The following is a 19,859-nucleotide window of genomic DNA, read 5'->3' as shown; positions in this document are numbered from 1 at the left end:
GGCGATGCCGACAATGCCGATGTCCTCATCATGTTCGAGCTGCACATAATCGGATATTTCGTCAACAAAAGGATTGACAAACAGTAGATATGTACTGTTCTTCTCGTCGAGATGTGATGATCGGCATACGATACATTTTCCGGAAAGGACATTAATGACGAGCGGTGATGGTTTCGTGCATCTGCATGTGCACAGTTCATTCTCGATGATTGACGGGGGTTCATCCATCAGCGAATTGGTCCAGACGGCAGTGGACATGGGGCAGCCCGCTATCGGATTAACCGATCACGGTGTGGTGAACGGACTGTTCGACTTCTGGAAGACCTGCCGACAGACAGGGATACAGCCGGTACTCGGATTGGAGGCATACGTCACCCCCGAAACTGATCGGCGTGATACGTCACCAGTCTCATGGGATCCGACTCCGCGCCGGCGTCGGAATCCCGATGATGTCGGAGGGAATGGAAGGTTCACCCATCTGAGTTTGTGGGCGGAAACGGACGAAGGGCTGGGAAACATGTTCTCGATGTCATCCGCCGCGAATCTTGAAGGCAGAGTCGGACGATATCCACGAATGGATCGTGAACTGTTGTCACGGTATGCCGCAGGCCTGATCTGCGGCTCTGGTTGTCCGTCGGGGGCGATTCAGACGAGATTGCGGCTGGGGCAATTCGACGACGCCCTCCGTATGGCAGGCGATCTTCAGGACATCTTCGGACGGGGGAGTTTCTTCGTTGAAATCATGGATCACGGACTGGAGATGGAACGGCGGGTGCGGTCCGGTCTGCTTGAAATTGCCCGCAAACTCGATGCTCCCATAGTGGCGACCGCAGACGTGCATTATGCGAGTCCTGCGGCCCGGATAGCTCAGGAGATGCGCATGTGCATCGAATACGGTGACAGTTGGAACAATCCATCTCGATTCCGACTTGCCGGAGAAAGGTATCACCTACTGTCCGGACATGAGATGAGAAGTCTGTTCGCGGACATTCCTGAGGCATGTGACAATACGTTGCTTATCGCCGAACGATGCCGGGCCGGTTTTCATCCTCAAGCTGAAGGTTCGTTGATGCCGACCCATAATTATGGTCCGGAAGAATCTGCAGCCAGTGCTCTACGTCGGATGGTCGAGGCCGGGGTGGACCGTCTGCATGGTGCGATGACCGATGATATCAGGAAACGTATGGAGCAGGAACTGTACGCACTCGGACTTGTGCATGCGGAGGAGTATCTGCTGGCGGTCGCGGACATGAAGCAACAACTTGAGGAATCGGGTTACGTGTTCGCCGACAGTGAAGGAAGAGCAAGGGCCAGTCTCGTGTGCCATGCATTGGGCATCACTCAAACGAACCCGATGGAGCTTGGCATGTCGGCGGGCCGTTTCATCAATGGGAGGAATCCGAAATTCCCTGTGGTGACGCTGCGCGGCGAATCGGGGATAGCCCCGCTCGCGTTGAAGGTGATGCGCGAACGATACGGGGAGGAGGGCCATGTGGCACCCACAGTGGAGTACGTGAAGTACGGGTTGGCGAAAGCCATCAGAGCGGTGTCCGGCGCACTCGGACAACAGCATGATGTATCCTCCGGTGCGGAGGCAATCGGCGACTGGATGCACGATGAACGACTCAGGGATGTAGAGGATCGCATAGCACAATTCCCGCAGAGGCGATTCGTCCGTGAAGGGTCCATCGTGCTCAGTGCCCGCCCTCTGTCGGAATTCACATCCCTCATCCAACAAGTGGATGGAACCGTTGCCGTCGCATTCGATTCGCACACATGTACGGAACTGGGGCTGCCGAGAGTGAACATCTTGGGATCCACTGCTTTAGCGCGCAGCAAGAATAAACGACAGTTCGACACCTTATTTTGATCCGCAAAAGCATTGCCCGCTGACGCATATTGTTCCTGCGCGGGGAATCAGGACATATCCATAGCCGACAAGACTCTAAGGTATGGTTGACCTCATGGCTGAAACCGGGAACTTCGTACATCTGCATAATCACACGCACTATTCGCTGCTGGACGGTGCCTCGAAGATTCCCGCATTGGCGAAGCGCGTCGCCGAGTTGGGCATGCCGGCCGTCGCCATCACCGACCATGGCAACATGCATGGCGCCTACGAGATGTACACCAACTGCGTGTCCAATGGAGTCAAGCCGATCATCGGCATCGAGGCGTATGTCACGCCGGAAACCGCTCGTCAGGACAAGTCGCGCGTGCACTGGGGCACGGAAGCCCAGCGCCGCGATGACGTCTCTGGCGGCGGTCTGATTACTCATATGACGATGTGGGCCGAAAATGACGAGGGTCTGGTCAATCTGATCAAAGCCAGTTCCGAGGCGAACCTTGAAGGTCGCGTCCAACGCTATCCGCGTATGGACAAGGAGGTGCTCTCCACCTACTCCAAGGGTGTAATCGCGTCCTCCGGCTGCCCCTCGGGCATAATCCAGACTCGTCTGCGACTGGGACAGTTCGATGAGGCGCTGCGTGCGGCAGGTGAGATGCAGGACATCTTCGGCAGGGATAATTTCTTTATCGAGTTGATGGATCATGGCCTGAAGATCGAGACGCAGGTGACCCGGGACCTGCTCGACATCGCGAAGAGGCTGAACGCACCGCTGCTGGCCACCAACGATTCGCATTACGTGCATGCCGAAGACGCGGGTGCACAGGACGCCATGCTGTGCATCAACTCCGGTTCACGATTGGATGACCCCGACCGATTCAAATTCGACGGTACGGGTTATTACATCAAGACGGCGGAGGAGATGCGCGAGCTGTTCAAGGAATTCCCGGAAGCATGCGACAATACGCTGCGCATCGCGGAACGCTGCAACGTGATGTTCGACGATCACGAGGACGGCGCGTTCATGCCACGCTTCGAATGCCCGGAAGGCTGGGATGAGACCAGCCTGTTCTTGAAGAAGGTGGAGGAAGGCCTCGAAAAGCGGTATGACGGCCATCCGCCGCTGGAGGTGCTCAAACAGGCCGACTATGAGTGCGGCGTGATTTGCCAGATGCAGTTCTGCGGCTACTTCCTCGTCGTGGCCGACTACATCCAGTGGGCCAAGGACCACGGCATCATGGTGGGGCCGGGCCGTGGTTCGGCGGCAGGCGCCATGGTGGCCTACGCGATGGGCATCACCGAGTTGGATCCGTTGCAGCACGGTCTGATTTTCGAGAGGTTCCTGAACCCGGAGCGCGTCTCCCTGCCGGATATCGACGTGGACTTCGACCCGGAGGGGCGCGCCCGCGTGATCGAGTACTGCGGTGAGAAGTACGGCACCGACAAGGTGGCGCAGTGCGTGATCTACGGCACCATCAAGACCAAGCAGGCGTTGAAGGACTCCGCCCGCATCATGGGCTACGAATTCTCGGTGGGCGAGAAAGTCACCAAGGCGCTGCCTCCTGCCGCGACCGGCGGCAAGGACATCAGCCTGCACGACATCTTCGATCCCACGGCGAAACGGTACGCCGAGGCCCGCGAGTTCCGCGAGATGTACGAGTCCGACCCGGATGCGCGGCGCATCACCGACGAGGCGAAGGGCATCGAGGGCCTGATCCGCCAGACCGGCGTGCATGCGTGCGCGACGATCATGGGCAGCGCGCCGATCACGGACACGTCGCCCCTGCTGGAGCGCACCGACGGCACCATCACCACCACGTTCGAGTACCATACGTGCGAGACGCTGGGTCTGGTGAAGATGGACTTCCTGGGCCTGTCCAACTTGACGGTGATCCATGACACGTTGAGGAACATCGAGGCGAACGGCAAGCCTGCCATTGATTACACGAAGATCCCACTGGACGACAAGGAAACCTACCAGCTTCTTTCGCGAGGCGACACGCTGGGCGTGTTCCAGCTTGATTCCGACGGCATGCGCTCGTTGCTCAAGACCCTGCGGCCTGACAATTTCAACGACATCTCCGCATTGATTGCCCTGTACCGTCCGGGCCCGATGTCGATGGATTCGCACACCAACTACGCCAAGCGCAAGAACGGTCTGCAGAAGATCACGCCTATTCATCCCGAGCTTGAGGAACCGCTCAAGCAGGTGCTCGATGAGACGTACGGCCTGATCATCTACCAGGAGCAGGTGCAGTCAGCCGCGCGTATCCTGGCCGGCTACTCCCTCGGCAAGGCCGACGTGCTGCGCCGAGCGATGGGCAAGAAGAAGCCGGAGGTGCTGGCCAAGGAGAAGGTACCGTTCTTCGCCGGCATGAAGGAACACGGCTACTCCGAGGAAGCCGCCAACGCGGTATGGGACATTCTGGTCCCGTTCTCCGGATACGCGTTCAACAAGGCGCATTCCGCCGCCTACGGTCTGATTTCGTATTGGACCGCGTATCTCAAGACCCATTATCCGGTCGAGTTCATGGCCGCCCTCCTGCAGGGCGCGGCCACCAACAAGGACAAGACCGCCCTCTATCTGGGCGAGGCTCGTCGCATGGGCATCCAGGTGCTCTCCCCGGACGTCAATGAATCGGTATACGAGTATTCCGCAGTCGGCGACGTCGTGCGATTCGGCCTCGGTGCAATCCGCAACGTGGGAGAGAAGGCGGTGGCCGATATCATCGCCGAACGTGAAGGCCCGCGCGGCAGGTTCGTGAACTTCATGGATTTCATCCGTCGAGTGCCGTTGACCGCGCTGAACAAGCGCCTGGTCGAATCCCTGATCAAAGCCGGCGCTTTCGACTCCATCGACCCGAATCGTCGGGCGTTGTTCACGGTGCATGAAGCGGCCATCGATTCGGTGGTGAGCCTGAAACGCAAGCAGGCGGAAGGCCAGTTCGACCTGTTCGCCGACACCGAGGACGGGGGAGCGGAGGCCATGGGTGATGCCTCCGTCACGGTGCCGGACGTCGAGGAATGGGACAAGAAGACCAAACTCAACTTCGAACGCGAGATGCTCGGCCTGTACGTGTCCGACCACCCGCTCTCTGGCATGCAGTCGATATTGGCGTCCCTGCGCGAGATGTCCATCGCGCATCTCATCGACCGCGCCAAAACCATGCCCGACGGCCAGCAGGTCACCCTCGCCGGCCTCGTGACCGGCGTTGATCGGCGTGTCTCCAAGAAAGGCAACCCCTGGGCCATCGTGACCATCGAGGACATGGAAAGCTCGATTCAATGCATGTTCTTCGGCAAGGTATATGAGGCAGCGGCTTCGGAACTTGCCGTCGACGCCGTGGTGCAGATTCGCGGCCAGGTCGAACTTCGTGACGAAACGGTGTCACTGAGAGCTACGGAAATGCAGGTGCCGACTTTGGAGGCCGAGGATGAGCGCCCCCTGTTGATCACATTGCCGATTGCGGCTTTGGAGCGTGATCGCATGTCGCGTCTCGGTCAGGTGCTCGCCAGCCATCCCGGTTATAGCGAAGTGCATCTTGCAATCATGGACGATAAGGGCAATGCTCGAGTGCTGACGTTCGGTGATCGATTCCGTGTGAAACGAGATACCTCTCTGTTCGCGGAGATTAAGATTCTGTTCGGTCCGAGCTGTTTGCCTGCCGCCTGAGGGTAAGTTGCGGGTACTACTGATCTGTCTCGCAATTGTCTAAGTGGCATTGGACCCTGCGTTGCCGTGAAACAAACAGAGGTGGTACTTCGGCCCCCTCTGATGAGGGGGCTGTCAGCGAAGCTGACTGGGGGAGAGACAGAAGATGCAGTGCTCAATTATTAGCAAAACAAGCCACTACCATATAGAACTGTGGACGATGCAGAACAGCACGGTGCGGAGCACGAAGAGCAACGCTGGATAGCGGAAACCTTGGGACGGTTATCTCATTCGAAGTTTCGCGCCAAGTTCATATTGAGCGACAAGGACCGCGCCTATGCGCGCGACAAGGGCAAGGTGGTCATCAATCGCCATGCACATGAGATGCTGCGCGACCGGGTCGGTGCGGCAGAGCCGAAGAACGACGGCAGACAGACGCCATGGCGCGGCCATCCGGTATTCACCGCGCAGCATGCCACGGCCACCTGCTGCCGTGGGTGCATCGAGAAGTGGCATCGCATTCCTCAAGGACGCACATTGACCGACGACGAGGTGGACCGTCTCGCCGACCTCGTCATGGCATGGATTGAACGCGACCTCGTGAATCACCCCGTCCATCCGGTTCACGATGCCCAACCCGTCCATTCCGCTCACCCGCTCCGTTAGTCGAGGACAAGCCGAAAGCGAATGACGAAATAGGCGTGGGCAAGGGCGGCAGCGGAGCACCGCAGGAGTAGCATGAAGGCGGAAATCCGTTTCCATAGCGAAAGGATCGTCATGAGCGAACAGCAACTGGTTTCCCCCGAACTGACGTTGAACGACAAGGCGCATTCTGTGATTCCCCAGATCGGATTCGGTACATTCCAGATTCCTCCCGAGGATACCCAGCGGGCGGTCGAGGAGGCACTGGAGATCGGATACCGCCACATCGACACCGCCGCCGCCTATTACAACGAGGAGCAGGTGGGCGATGCGCTCAAGGCCACTGGCATGGCCGGCAAAGTATGGGTGACCACCAAGCTGCGCAACTGCGATCAAGGCTACGACTCCGCCATGGTGGCGTTCGAGGAATCCCGCCGCAAACTGAAGGTGGATGTCGTCGACATGTATCTGATTCACTGGCCCTTCCCCGCAGCCGGTTTCTACAAGGAGACATGGCGAGCGTTGCTCAGACTGCGCGATGAAGGCGTGATTCGGGTGCCGGGTGTCAGCAATTTCCTGCCTGAGCATCTGCGCGGCATTATCGAGGATTCCGGCGAGGCGCCCGCGGTCAACCAGCTTGAGGTGCATCCGCGTTATTCCCAGCCGGGCAATCTCAAGTACTGCAAGGCTCATGGCATTGTCACCGAGGCATACAGCCCACTGGGCCACGGCAAGGACATCGAATCTGCTCCTGTGATTGCGTCTGCCAAGGCACATGGCGTCACGCCGGCGCAGGTGGTGTTGCGTTGGCATACCCAGGAGGGCCGTATCGTCATTCCGAAGTCCAAGCATGTGGATCGCATGAAGATGAATCTGGCCAGTGCCGCTTTTGACCTGACTGATGCCGAGCTCGCAGCCATCGACGCGCTTGATGATCCGCATGCCAACGTCAGCGCCAACCCGGCCACGTTCACGCACTCCCAGTCATGGGCCGACCAGCACGTGCGCGGCAACATCTGATCCATTGACTCCCCTCGTATCAGGGGAGTTTTCTGAAATCCCACACAACGCCGACAGTTGCCTATAGCGAATCGGCAAATAATGCGACAATATGTCTATACAAGAAGTTGACGGAATGTCAACACACTCTCCAAAGGAGGAGCATCATGTACTACTCGAACGGCAATTATGAAGCGTTCGCCCGTCCGAAGAAGCCTGCCGGAGTCGATCGGAAATCCGCCTACATCATCGGGACAGGTCTTGCCGCACTATCTGCGGCGTGCTATCTGGTGCGCGACGGTCAGATGCCAGGTGACCACATCCATATCTTCGAAAAGGATTCGGTACCCGGCGGTGCCTGCGATGGTGCCGAGATCCCCGGCCTCGGCTACGTGATGCGCGGCGGTCGTGAGATGGACAACCATTTCGAGGTGATGTGGGATCTGTTCCGATCCATCCCCTCCATCGAGACCGAAGGCATCTCCGTGCTGGACGAGTACTACTGGCTCAACAAGGAGGATCCGAACTACTCCCTATGCCGAGCCACCAAGGATCTCGGCAAGGACGCCGGCACCAACGGCAAGTTCGGGCTGTCCGACAAGGCCTCGCAAGAGATCATGAAACTGTTCTTCACGCCTGACGAGGAATTGTATGACAAGCCGATCACCGATTTCTTCGACGACGAGGTGCTGAACTCCAACTTCTGGATGTACTGGCGCACGATGTTCGCTTTCGAGAACTGGCACTCTGCGCTCGAGATGAAGCTGTACATCAAGCGCTACATTCATCACATCGGCGGTCTGCCGGACTTCTCCGCACTGCGTTTCACCCGCTACAACCAGTACGAGTCGATGATTCTGCCGATGGTCAAGTACTTGGAAAGCCATGGCGTGCAATTCCACTACAACACCAAGGTCGATAACGTCGAATTCGCCATCGGCGGCGGAGATGGGCCGAAGCGTGAGCATACCGGCGTCGGTCAGGACACGATTCTGAAGATCCAGGCGACTTCCGGTGTCTTCAAGCGCAATCCGTACTCCAGCCCCACCAAGAAACTCGCCGTACGCATCGACCTTGATCATGAGGGCGAGAAGTCATCGATCGATCTGACCGAGAACGATTACGTATTCATCACCAACGGCGGTTGCGTGGAGAACTCCACCATGGGCTCGCAGCACTCGCCAGCCGCTTGGAATCCGGACCTGAAGCCCGGCGGTGGCTGGGATATGTGGCGCAATATCGCGCGTCAGGATCCCAGCTTCGGTCATCCCGACAAGTTCTGCTCCGATCCGCAGGCCACCAAATGGATGAGCGCCACCGTCACCACGCTTGACGGGGAGATTCCGCCGTATATCAAGCGCATCTGCAAACGCGACCCCTTCACCGGTCATGTGGTGACGGGCGGCATCGTCACCGTCACCGACTCCAACTGGTTGATGAGCTGGACGCTCAACCGTCAGCAGCAGTTCCGTGACCAGCCCAAGGACCAGCTGTGCGTGTGGGTGTACGGCCTGTTCCCCGACAAGCCCGGCAACTACATCAAGAAGCCGATGACCGAATGCACGGGTGAGGAGATCTGCGAAGAGTGGCTCTACCACATGGGTGTGCCGACCGACAAGATCGAGGCGCTTGCCAAGAGCCACGCCAACACCGTACCGGTCATGATGCCGTACATCACAGCGTTCTTCATGCCACGTGCCGCCGGTGATCGTCCGGACGTGGTGCCGGATGGCGCCGTGAACTTCGCGTTCCTCGGTCAGTTCGCCGAAACCCCACGCGACACGATCTTTACTACCGAGTATTCGATGCGCACCGGCATGGAGGCGGTGTATACCCTGCTCGATGTCGATCGCGGTGTGCCGGAGGTGTGGGGCAGTGTCTATGACGTGCGCAACCTGCTGAACGCCACGGTCAAACTGCGTGATGGCAAGCCGGTGGCCGATATGAAACTCAACTTCATCGAAAAGGCTGTGCTCGGCAAGGTGCTGAAGAAGCTCGACGGCACCGACATCGTCACCCTGCTACGCGAGTATCACGTCATCTGACCATCCCTGGGCGGCAATCGGTTTTCTCCGGTTGCCGCCTTTTTCGTGGTCTGTGCTGCAACGATTCTGCCGTGTTTTGCTCGTGCATCGGTCGATTGGCGTGAGTGTGACACAATCGTTGTTGTTGCTCGTGGGTTTGCGTGTGGGTGAATTGTTGGGGAACACGCCGGTGGGGAGTGGTTGTTGGGTGGTTTTCGGTTGTTTGCGGCGGTATATTGGCGGTGTCGGGGGTCGAAAACGTTGTTTTCGACACGCCGGGGGAACGCAGTCGTTTCAACGGTTCTGGCGTGGTTCTCGCATGCCGGTTTGCGTTTGTTCTTGTGTTCGTGTAAGTTATCTACTCGCTGCCGCTGAGCGGTTCGGGTTTCCTCCTGATGGTTGGTTTCCGGATCGGTTTGTGTGTGGTGGTGGTTTGAGAACTCAAGAGCGTGTTTGTACTACTTTTTAGAGTCGTTTTTTGATTGCCAGTCCGTTCCGAGCCTGCCGGGGTTTTCTCTGGTGGGTCCTTGGTTGGTTGAATCGGGGCGGGGTTTTTCGTGCGGACTTCTTTTCCTTATTAAGAAGTCGCGTCAATTTTTGTTTGGGAGTCTGTTTTTGGATTCCTTCGCATTGGTTTTTTGTGGAGGGTTCGATTCTGGCTCAGGATGAACGCTGGCGGCGTGCTTAACACATGCAAGTCGAACGGGATCCCTGGTTTCGGCCGGGGTGAGAGTGGCGAACGGGTGAGTAATGCGTGACCAACCTGCCCCATGCTCCGGAATAGCTCCTGGAAACGGGTGGTAATGCCGGATGCTCCGATGGGCCGCATGGCTTGTCGGGAAATGCTTTCGTGGCATGGGATGGGGTCGCGTCCTATCAGCTTGACGGCGGGGTGACGGCCCACCGTGGCTTTGACGGGTAGCCGGCCTGAGAGGGCGACCGGCCACATTGGGACTGAGATACGGCCCAGACTCCTACGGGAGGCAGCAGTGGGGAATATTGCACAATGGGCGCAAGCCTGATGCAGCGACGCCGCGTGCGGGATGGAGGCCTTCGGGTTGTAAACCGCTTTTATCAGGGAGCAAGGCTTTTGTTGAGTGTACCTGGTGAATAAGCGCCGGCTAACTACGTGCCAGCAGCCGCGGTAATACGTAGGGCGCAAGCGTTATCCGGATTTATTGGGCGTAAAGGGCTCGTAGGCGGTTCGTCGCGTCCGGTGTGAAAGTCCATCGCTTAACGGTGGATCCGCGCCGGGTACGGGCGGGCTTGAGTGCGGTAGGGGAGACTGGAATTCCCGGTGTAACGGTGGAATGTGTAGATATCGGGAGGAACACCAATGGCGAAGGCAGGTCTCTGGGCCGTTACTGACGCTGAGGAGCGAAAGCGTGGGGAGCGAACAGGATTAGATACCCTGGTAGTCCACGCCGTAAACGGTGGATGCTGGATGTGGGGCGCGTTCCACGCGTTCCGTGTCGGAGCCAACGCGTTAAGCATCCCGCCTGGGGAGTACGGCCGCAAGGCTAAAACTCAAAGAAATTGACGGGGGCCCGCACAAGCGGCGGAGCATGCGGATTAATTCGATGCAACGCGAAGAACCTTACCTGGGCTTGACATGTTCCCGACGACGGCAGAGATGTCGTTTCCCTTCGGGGCGGGTTCACAGGTGGTGCATGGTCGTCGTCAGCTCGTGTCGTGAGATGTTGGGTTAAGTCCCGCAACGAGCGCAACCCTCGCCCCGTGTTGCCAGCGCGTTATGGTGGGAACTCACGGGGGACCGCCGGGGTTAACTCGGAGGAAGGTGGGGATGACGTCAGATCATCATGCCCCTTACGTCCAGGGCTTCACGCATGCTACAATGGCCGGTACAGCGGGATGCGACACGGTGACGTGGAGCGGATCCCTGAAAACCGGTCTCAGTTCGGATCGGAGCCTGCAACCCGGCTCCGTGAAGGCGGAGTCGCTAGTAATCGCGGATCAGCAACGCCGCGGTGAATGCGTTCCCGGGCCTTGTACACACCGCCCGTCAAGTCATGAAAGTGGGCAGCACCCGAAGCCGGTGGCCTAACCCGTATGGGGGGGGGAGCCGTCTAAGGTGAGGCTCGTGATTGGGACTAAGTCGTAACAAGGTAGCCGTACCGGAAGGTGCGGCTGGATCACCTCCTTTCTACGGAGATTTCAGGCTTCTGTTTGGGAGCCGTTGTTTCGCCCCTTGTGGCCGGGATGCTCCCGGTCGTGCGGGGGGTTGCTGGTGTGGAAGAGATCGGATTCGGCTCGCCTGTGTGCCTGTCGTGGGCGTGTGGGGGTGGTATGGGCGCGTTCTTGGGTTCCCGGGCCGCCACGCCGGGTGTTTTGCCTGGTGCGGGTGCCCTGCCCCGCGGGGGCCGGTTTGCGTGATTGGTTTCGCGTGTGCCGGTTTGCGTGGGTGCGGTGGTGGTTTGAGAACTGGAGAGTGGACGCGAGCGAGCATCCGGGTGTGTCCCGGGTGTCTCGTTGTTGATTTCGTTCGGACTCCAAACTTGTTTTGGTGTTCGTTTGCGATCGTTTTGTGATCTGATGTTGTCGATGATTTGTCGTCTGGCATTGTGTCGTTGCTTGCGGGCCGTGTGGCTTGCAAGGGCGTGTGGTGGATGCCTTGGCAGACAGGACCGATGAAGGACGTGTGGGGCCGCGATAGGCCTCGGGGAGCCGCCGACAGGGCTTTGATCCGAGGATTTCCGAATGGGGGAACCCGCCAGCCGTCATGGGCTGGCACCGGCTTGGCCGGGGGGTACGCAGGGAAGTGAAACATCTCAGTACCTGCAGGAGAGGACACTCCGTGAGTAGTGGCGAGCGAAAGCGGATCAGGCTAAACCGTGTGCGTGTGATACCCGTCGGGGGTTGCGTGTGCGGTGTTGTGGGAGCGTGTGCGCCGGTCCCGACGGGCCGGCCGGCGGTGAGAAATCCATGTGCTAGGGGAACCGGGTTGGATACCGGGCCGTAGAGGGTGATGGCCCCGTACCCGAATGCGCGTGGACCGTCGATCGTGTTTTCCCGAGTAGCGCGGGTCCCGTGGAACCCCGTGTGAATCCGCCCCGACCGTGGGGCAAGCCTAAGTATTCCTGTCTGACCGATAGCGTACTAGTACCGTGAGGGAAAGGTGAAAAGCACCCCGGGAGGGGAGTGAAAGAGTTCCTGAAACCGTGCGCCTACGATCCGTCGGAGCCTCTTTGATGGGGTGACGGCGTGCCTATCGAAAAATGAGTCTGCGAGTCAGTGGCGGGTGGCGAGCGTAAGCCGTGTGGTGTACGCGTAGCGAAGGCGAGTCTCAAAAGGCGTTGAGTCGCCCGTCCTGGACCCGAAGCGGGATGATCTAGCCCTGGGCAGGTTGAAGCGCGGGTAAGACCGTGTGGAGGACCGGACCCACCTGGGTTGAAAACCGGGGGGATGACCTGGGGCTAGGGGTGAAAGGCCAATCAAATTCCGTGATAGCTGGTTCTCTCCGAAATGCATTTGGGTGCAGCGTCGGGTGAGTGCTTGCGGGGGGTAGAGCTACTGGATGCTTGAGGGCCCGTACTGGGTACCGACAGCAACCAAACTCCGAATACCCGTCAAGTGTATCCCGGCGGTGAGTCGGCGGGGGATAAGCTCCGTCGTCGAGAGGGAGACAGCCCAGACCGTCGTCTAAGGTCCCCAAGCGCGTGCTAAGTGGGAAAGGATGTGGAGTCGCATAGACAGCCAGGAGGTTGGCTCAGAAGCAGCCATCCTTGAAAGAGTGCGTAACAGCTCACTGGTCTAGTGGTTCCGCGCCGACAATGTAGCGGGGCTCAAGCACGCCACCGAAGACGCGGCAATGGTTTAGGCCATTGGGTAGGAGAGCGTCCCCCGAGGGGCGAAGCGGCGGCGTGAGCCTGCCGTGGACTTCGGGGGAGTGAGAATGCAGACATGAGTAGCGAGAGGCGGGTGAAGATCCCGTCCGCCGGATGACCAAGGGTTCCAGGGCCACGTTCATCGTCCCTGGGTGAGTCGGGTCCTAAGGCGAGGCCGACAGGCGTAGTCGAATGGATGAACGGGTTGATATTCCCGTACCGGCTTGCGACCGAACAGACCGAGGCCGTGAGTACTAACCTCCGGCCGGTCCCCATCCGTCCTTCGGGACGGTGGCGGGTCCGGTCGCCGGGACCGTAACGGTAGTAGGTGAGCGCAGGAGTGACACGGAAGGGCAGCCGGCCCGGGAGGTGGTTTTCCCGGGCCAAGCACGCGGCCCGTCCCCCAGGCAAATCCGGGGGGCGTATGGGTGAGGTGCGATGGGACGCGCGTTGAGCGTGGATCCGGTGGTCCCGGCCGTCGAGAAAAGCTTCGGCGTGAGGGCGCATGCCGCCCGTACCCCAAACCGACACTGGTGGTCAGGTAGAGAATACCAAGGCGATCGAGCGAATCCTGGTCAAGGAACTCGGCAAATCACTCCCGTTCCTTCGGTTCAAGGGAGGCCCCCGATGGTGAAAGGACTTGCTCCTGGAGCTTTTGGGGGTGGCACAGACCAGGGGGTAGCGACTGTTTACCAAAAACACAGGTGCATGCGAAGGCGCAAGCCGCTGTATATGCACTGACGCCTGCCCGGTGCCGGAAGGTTAAGAGGATCCGTCATCCCTTCGGGGGGCAGCGGTGAATTCAAGCCCCGGTAAACGGCGGTGGTAACTATAACCATCCTAAGGTAGCGAAATTCCTTGTCGGGTAAGTTCCGACCTGCACGAATGGCGTAACGACTTCCCCACTGTCTCGACCAGGAGCTCGGCGAAATTGCAGTACGAGTAAAGATGCTCGTTAAGCGCAGAAGGACGAAAAGACCCCGGGACCTTTACTATACCTTGGTATTGGCATTCGGTGTGGATTGTGTAGCATAGGCGGGAGACCGTGAGGCGTGGTCGCCAGACCACGCGGAGTCGCAAGGTGAAATACCGCTCTGTTCGCATTGGATGTCTCACCACGACACGTGATCCGTGTCTGGGACAGTGCCTGGCGGGTAGTTTAACTGGGGCGGTTGCCTCCCAAAGAGTAACGGAGGCGCCCAAAGGTCACCTCAGCCCGGTTGGCAATCGGGTGGCGAGTGCAAGTGCACAAGGTGGCTTGACTGCGAGACTGACGGGTCGAGCAGGGACGAAAGTCGGGACTAGTGATCCGGTGCCGGTGTACGGACGCGGCATCGCTCAACGGATAAAAGGTACCCCGGGGATAACAGGCTGATCATTCCCAAGAGTCCATATCGACGGGATGGTTTGGCACCTCGATGTCGGCTCGTCGCATCCTGGGGCTGGAGCAGGTCCCAAGGGTTCGGCTGTTCGCCGATTAAAGCGGCACGCGAGCTGGGTTCAGAACGTCGTGAGACAGTTTGGTCTCTATCCTCTGCGCTCGTTGGAATGTTGAGGAGGCCTGCCCATAGTACGAGAGGACCTGGGTGGACGAACCTCTGGTATGCCGGTTGTCGCGCCAGCGGCACGGCCGGTTGGCCACGTTCGGAAGGGATAACCGCTGAAAGCATCTAAGCGGGAAGCCTGCTCCAAGATAAGCATTCCTACAGCCCCATCGTGGGCTGGTGACCCCCCATGCAGAACACGTGGTCGATAGGCCGGACGTGGAAGCCCCGCGAGGGGTGGAGCCGACCGGTACTAACGGGGGAACGCCACACATCATCCCAACCAACGGGTTGGGGCACCGTACTGCGACGGCATGATGCGGACGACAGGGAGACGACACGGATCCCAAGCGCATCGCACGAAACAACAGAACATCCTCGCGTCCATCCTCCGGTTCCCAGGCCGCCACCATGCCGGCGGGAACACGGTTCCCGACCGTACAACTGATTCTTGCGGCGGCCATGGCCCAGGTGAGACGCCCGGTCCCATTCCGAACCCGGAAGCTAAGGCCTGGCACGGCGATGGTACTGCACCCGACAGGGTGTGGGAGAGTAGCACGCCGCCGCATTAACACTTACAAAGCCCCGATACCCACACGGTACCAGGGCTTTCCCTTTATCCAGCCCCTCCGGCGACAGCCGGGTGAGGGAGAGGCACACGACACAGTCATCTTTGGAATGAGGTCAGCTGAGACCGGCGACACGGCCCAGCGCAATGGCGCACGACAGTACGAACGCTTCACGCGGATCGGTGGCATCCCAGCCGGTGGACTCCGCTGCGCGCTTCAAGCGGTAGCGAATCGTATTCGGATGCACATTCAGCTCCTTGGCCGTCGTCTCCAGTGACCCGCCATATTTGAGGAACGTCGATACCGTCACCATCGTCGAGTTATCGGTACTCGCGTTGGCCAGACTGCCGTACACGGCCTCTACTAATACCTTGCGCGCATCCTGATCACCGATAAGCGCACGTTCCGGCAGCGCATCGTCGTTGCGCAACGGACGTGGCAGCTGATGCACGGCAGCCGCCAACGCTGGCGCAGCCTTCAGACAATACAGCGATGAGCGTATCGAGCGCATGGCGCCGGAAGTGCCGCGTAGCTGAGGTCCCAATGCCAAAGGGCGAGCATCGTCATATGCGGAGGCGACCGTATTGCAGATAAGCTCCGGAGTGGCCGCTCCAACCGGGGTAATGAGCGCGACGACTACCGTTCTGTCCTGTGCCTCGTTCTTATCATGATCTGCGGTGCCGAGCGTATCGTCACCGTCGTCGGCAATGCTCTGTGCAAGATCTGCTTCATCATTGATTGACAGCACGCCAAGGGTATGGGTCGCCGTGAGACAGTCACCGCCAAAATCGGACACGATTTTTTCTATGGACGCGCGAGTCCGTGCCGCGGAGCGTGCCGGATACCCGGCAATGGCATAGCATGGAAAACCGCCTTCGTACCCAAGCACATTGAACAGCGACGTCACCCGTTGGTCGGCGAGCTCGTCGAACAGGCATTCAAACAGCACAACCCGAATGCGATCCACTGCCGTACCATCAGTGTCATTGGATACATCAGCAGATAATAGATCGAGGAAATTCGAAGGCATAGGTAACAGTCTAATATCTTGTCCCTGCATTCTGGTTTACCTCAGCCGCTAGTGGTCTATCTTGTATGTTGCCGTGAAGCAGACAGCTGTGTTTTTGGCCCCTCTGAAGAGGGACTGGCGGCGAAGCCGACTGGGGAGAGACAGGAGATGCAGCGTTCAATTATTAGTGACGCAAAGCCGTCAGATTCCTCTCGCAGCCGGTTGAACTGGGTGAAGGGGAGCAGTTCAGTGCTGGGTGTGCTGGCGTTCGCTCAGCGACTCACGCCAATAAGAAAGGGCCACGAACCCGAACACGAATGCCACGGGCAGCATATGGCGCTCGAAGTTGTTGGCCGGCGCAGTGATCATCACGCCCATCAGCAGCAGCAGCGGAATATGCGTCATCAGCGTCAGCCAGCGACGGCGAATCACCTCGGCCGCTCCGATGAGCAGGGTCAGCACCACGTAGAAGTTGCCGTGCGTGAACCAGCCCAATACCGGTATCGAGCCCCAGGCAGTGGCGAATCCAGCCACCTTCTCACGCCAATCATGATGGTACGACTTGATCCACGTGGAATGCTTCTGCACATAATCGCTGTTGATGTAATACCCCATGGATACGTATGGCTGATCGGTGACGTTGAAGTAGCCGAAGCATTTGGCCAACAGCGCATCAAGCGCGATGACAGGATTGTCCATGACGATATCGAGCCATGCTTTGTTGAACTTCTCCATGTCTTCAGGCGTGACTGTACGCCATTTGTAGCTGACCTTCTTGGCTTGGATGCCGGACGATTTCACCGGATCGGCATCCTGCTGGAAGTACGCGTCCGCCATCTGGTCCTGATTGAACACCGGAGACAGGTTCTTGGCGGCGTCCGCCGAAATGCCGTCGGGATTACGCTGCGCCACGCGGGCGATCATCTGCAGCTGCACGCCTCGGCTTTCGATGGGGTCGCCTCCAATGATGACATGCGATTGGATGGCGAGGACGATGCCGCCATGAATCAGCACAGTGGGGATGAGCAACGCCGCTACATACGTGCTCCAGCGGCGGCGGTCGGCGATAAGGGCCAGTACGAATTGCAGGGCGATGATATACCACGCGTATTTGGCGGAAATCAGCATCACGCAGCTGGACAGTATCAATGCGATAAGGCTATGGCGGGGCAGCCGGATCGGGGCAGACGGCGAGTGCGCTGGTGCCACGTGCGATTCGTCGGCGCTGTTGTTGTCTTTGGTGTCGCTGATGGCTTCGTCGGCGTTGCCAGCTGCGGCGCTAACACTGGTCTTCGCAATGCTGTGTAGTCTGCCGCCGCGGCGCCGTCCTGCAGGACGCCAGGTCTGCGCCAGCTCATACCAGACGCCAAACCACCAGACGAATGCGAATGCGAACAATGGGGACTTGGTCAGCGAGATGGTCGAGAACACGGCTAACGGGCAGACCATGAAGAACAGTAGTATCAGCACACGGGCCAATCCACCTGCGTATTGGGGAGTTGTGGATGGTGTTATGGATGGAGTTTCGGATGGCTGTGGGCCTTCGTCCGGGCCTTCGTCTGTGCTCTCATCGAGGTCCTCATTCGTGGCCGAGGAGCGGGCGTCGGTTCGCATCCACGGACGATTCAGGAACCGGTGGGCGGTGGAAGCGCAGCAGAACACGGCGAACAGCATCTGCAATGCCGCGAGCACCACGATGCCTGCGTCATTCGAACCGGTGACATAGCGTGAGAATGCGGCCGTGGCGCCGTATATGAGGGTCAGCGCGATATTGTGCTGGTCAGTGAGGTACGTGGGGTCGGACGGCCACATGTAGTGCGCGGTGGGGTAGATGTCCATCGGGACGAACGAGAAGAAGCCGATATATGGCTGTTTCAACCCGGTCCATTGATTCCAGGCCCAACTGAATTCGCGGATCTGCGAGCGGATGTCGGCGCCGAACGCGGCCAGCAGGGTGGTGGGCACCCATAACCATCCGATGAAGAACACCAGAGCGAGCTTCCAGAACCGGTTCGTGCCCCGCACAATCCACCGGTCCAGAACCGCCATCGCATACATGATGGCGCGGCCTGCGACCGGCAGTATGGCGCGTATCCGCGAGGCATGGGCCGTGGCAGATTCAGTAGAGCCATTCGCGTCGGATCGGCGGTCGCCGGGGTTCGTGCTGGTTGGGATTGTGCTGTCAGTGGCGTCATGGGCGGGAACCGCATTATCGGCGACTGCGCTGGTGACTTCGCGGCCGCTGAATAGACCGCACACGGTGCGCTGGACGCGGCAGAGCCATTGATGCAGCGGCTTGGGCAGCATATGGCCCAGGGCAGCAAAGCGCACCAGCGCCACGACGATGCCGAGATACACGATGAACGAGCCCGCGAAAATGGCAGTATTGGTCCAATTCCAATGCGCGATGGTGCCGTTGTCGAAATCCCAATACAGCGGTCCTACAGCAGTGCACAGCGCCAGCCACAGGCATGCCGATACGGCCAATGTCCAACGCGCGGCGGAACCGATGCGTGCGAGTCGTGGATGGGCAGGGCCTGTCGTGTCTGGCTGTAGGGATACTGGTCGGGTCATGGTTGCAATGGTAGCCGGTAATGCCAACGGATGGGGATAGGTTGTGAGCCTGCTCACCTGTGAGCGTTCACACGTCGCCAAGAGTCGTTTTTCCTTGGAAATACGCCGATTTCAGGCAGTGTATCGCTCGTTTTCAGGCGAAGAATACGGTAACGTGTTGCCCATGATACATACACTGTCTATTGCACAACCTCGGTTGCCTCGAACCGAGGCGGTGGCGGATCGGGTCATCAGTGTCGATGAGACCGACTCCACCAACGCGCTTGCCGCGTCAATGATCACTGATGGCTCATTGACGCTGCCCTCGCATACGGCACACGGCCTCGCGGTCGTCGTGGTTGCAGCCGACAGCCAGGTTGCCGGACACGGCCGCAACGGGCATACCTGGATCAGCCAGCCGGGCAGCTGCTCGACGATATCGTATGTGGTGCGAGTGCCGCGTGCGGTCGCACTGGATGAGACCATCAACGGTTGGCTGCAGATGATCGCGGGCCTGGCCACCCTGGATGCGCTGAACGGGATGATCGAGGCGTCGGGGGCCTCGATGATCGATGCCGAACACTTCCTGGAGCTGAAGTGGCCCAACGACGTGTACTGCCACGGTCTGAAGCTTGGCGGACTGCTGTCGCAGGTGGTCATGTTGCCACCGTCCGGCAGCGCGCAGCCTGACTCGCCCGGTCGTGATGACGATGTGGCGTTGGTGATCGGCGTCGGCCTGAATCTGGCGTTGCCGCCTACGCTACTGCCCACATCGCAGTCGACCTCCCTGCAGTTGCATGCCAATGGCCTGCCGCCGTTCACCACGATGCGCGACGCCATCGCCGCGCGCGAGGTGACTGGTTTGCGCGAACGGCTGACGGCGTTCATCGCCGACCCGCAAGGTGCCATTGCGGCCCTGCACGAGGAGATGCGCGCCGTGTGCTGGGCGAGAGGTCGCACCGTGGAAGCCCACTTCACCGATGGAACCGCGCTCGCCGGCACCGCAGTCGGTTTGGACAATGACGCTTCACTGATTCTGCGCACAGCAGATGGGGTGGAGCATACTGTGCACACTGCGGATGTCGGTGTGCTGTAAGGTGTCACCGGCGTCAATGCTGCACCGGTGATGAAAAGAAACAGAGAGAATGGTTTGGGCCACGGGCGAATTACCCGTGG

Annotated in this window: 8 protein-coding genes and 3 rRNA genes; 9 read left to right on the top strand and 2 right to left on the bottom strand. The window is 59.3% G+C overall.

Annotation, left to right across the window (positions count from 1 at the left end):
* Window positions 1-154: 154 nt before the first annotated feature.
* The 8 genes from BREU_RS09075 to rrf all read left to right on the top strand — a co-directional run bounded on the left by BREU_RS09075 (window position 155) and on the right by rrf (window position 15,121).
* The gene (locus tag BREU_RS09075; RefSeq protein ID WP_052382103.1) at window positions 155-1,870 is read left to right on the top strand and encodes a PHP domain-containing protein; all 1,716 of its coding nucleotides are present in this window, start codon (window positions 155-157) and stop codon (window positions 1,868-1,870) included.
* 94 nt (window positions 1,871-1,964) lie between these two features.
* Window positions 1,965-5,519, top strand: coding sequence for a DNA polymerase III subunit alpha (gene dnaE / locus BREU_RS09070; protein WP_044090320.1), 3,555 nt, complete (start codon window positions 1,965-1,967; stop codon window positions 5,517-5,519).
* 192 nt (window positions 5,520-5,711) lie between these two features.
* Window positions 5,712-6,164 (top strand): DUF4186 domain-containing protein, encoded by a 453-nt coding sequence (locus BREU_RS09065; protein ID WP_044090319.1) that lies wholly within the window; start codon window positions 5,712-5,714, stop codon window positions 6,162-6,164.
* A gap of 111 nt (window positions 6,165-6,275) precedes the next feature.
* Window positions 6,276-7,160 carry an aldo/keto reductase gene (locus tag BREU_RS09060; protein ID WP_044090353.1) on the top strand — a complete coding sequence of 295 codons (885 nt, stop codon included), beginning with the start codon at window positions 6,276-6,278 and terminating at the stop codon, window positions 7,158-7,160.
* A 146-nt stretch (window positions 7,161-7,306) separates the two neighbouring features.
* Window positions 7,307-9,184 carry an oleate hydratase gene (locus tag BREU_RS09055; RefSeq protein ID WP_044090317.1) on the top strand — a complete coding sequence of 626 codons (1,878 nt, stop codon included), beginning with the start codon at window positions 7,307-7,309 and terminating at the stop codon, window positions 9,182-9,184.
* Window positions 9,185-9,800: 616 nt separating this feature from the next.
* A 16S ribosomal RNA gene (locus tag BREU_RS09050) occupies window positions 9,801-11,327 on the top strand.
* Window positions 11,328-11,763: 436 nt separating this feature from the next.
* Window positions 11,764-14,828: ribosomal RNA gene (locus tag BREU_RS09045) — 23S ribosomal RNA — on the top strand.
* Window positions 14,829-15,004: 176 nt separating this feature from the next.
* Window positions 15,005-15,121, top strand: a 5S ribosomal RNA gene (rrf, locus tag BREU_RS09040).
* The 16S, 23S and 5S rRNA genes sit together here, the layout of an rRNA operon.
* A 115-nt stretch (window positions 15,122-15,236) precedes the next feature.
* On the opposite strand, the gene BREU_RS09035 is transcribed toward rrf, so the two are convergent.
* Together BREU_RS09035 and BREU_RS12445 are read right to left on the bottom strand one after the other, a co-directional pair.
* Entirely contained in the window at window positions 15,237-16,151 is a 915-nt protein-coding gene (locus tag BREU_RS09035) for a PucR family transcriptional regulator (RefSeq protein WP_044090453.1), read from the bottom strand.
* 225 nt (window positions 16,152-16,376) lie between these two features.
* Window positions 16,377-18,704, bottom strand: coding sequence for a DUF6020 family protein (locus BREU_RS12445; protein WP_044090455.1), 2,328 nt, complete (start codon window positions 18,702-18,704; stop codon window positions 16,377-16,379).
* A gap of 163 nt (window positions 18,705-18,867) precedes the next feature.
* Here BREU_RS12445 and BREU_RS09025 point away from each other — a divergent pair, with 163 nt between their 5' ends.
* Window positions 18,868-19,779 carry a biotin--[acetyl-CoA-carboxylase] ligase gene (locus BREU_RS09025; RefSeq protein WP_044090457.1) on the top strand — a complete coding sequence of 304 codons (912 nt, stop codon included), beginning with the start codon at window positions 18,868-18,870 and terminating at the stop codon, window positions 19,777-19,779.
* Window positions 19,780-19,859 lie beyond the last annotated feature (80 nt).

Origin of the sequence: Bifidobacterium reuteri DSM 23975 (assembly GCF_000741695.1) — a bacterium.
In the GTDB taxonomy this organism is placed as follows: domain Bacteria; phylum Actinomycetota; class Actinomycetes; order Actinomycetales; family Bifidobacteriaceae; genus Bifidobacterium; species Bifidobacterium reuteri.
The sequence above is the reverse complement of the archived record's forward strand: the minus strand, read 5'-3'. Positions and strand labels throughout refer to the sequence as shown.

Coding starts and splice junctions, on each gene's coding strand:
- BREU_RS09075 (WP_052382103.1), top strand. CDS start 155: ATGACGAGCGGTGATGGTTTCGTGCATCTGCATGTGCACAGTTCATTC.
- dnaE (WP_044090320.1), top strand. CDS start 1,965: ATGGCTGAAACCGGGAACTTCGTACATCTGCATAATCACACGCACTAT.
- BREU_RS09060 (WP_044090353.1), top strand. CDS start 6,276: ATGAGCGAACAGCAACTGGTTTCCCCCGAACTGACGTTGAACGACAAG.
- BREU_RS09055 (WP_044090317.1), top strand. CDS start 7,307: ATGTACTACTCGAACGGCAATTATGAAGCGTTCGCCCGTCCGAAGAAG.
- BREU_RS09035 (WP_044090453.1), bottom strand. CDS start 16,151: ATGCCTTCGAATTTCCTCGATCTATTATCTGCTGATGTATCCAATGAC.
- BREU_RS12445 (WP_044090455.1), bottom strand. CDS start 18,704: ATGACCCGACCAGTATCCCTACAGCCAGACACGACAGGCCCTGCCCAT.
- BREU_RS09025 (WP_044090457.1), top strand. CDS start 18,868: ATGATACATACACTGTCTATTGCACAACCTCGGTTGCCTCGAACCGAG.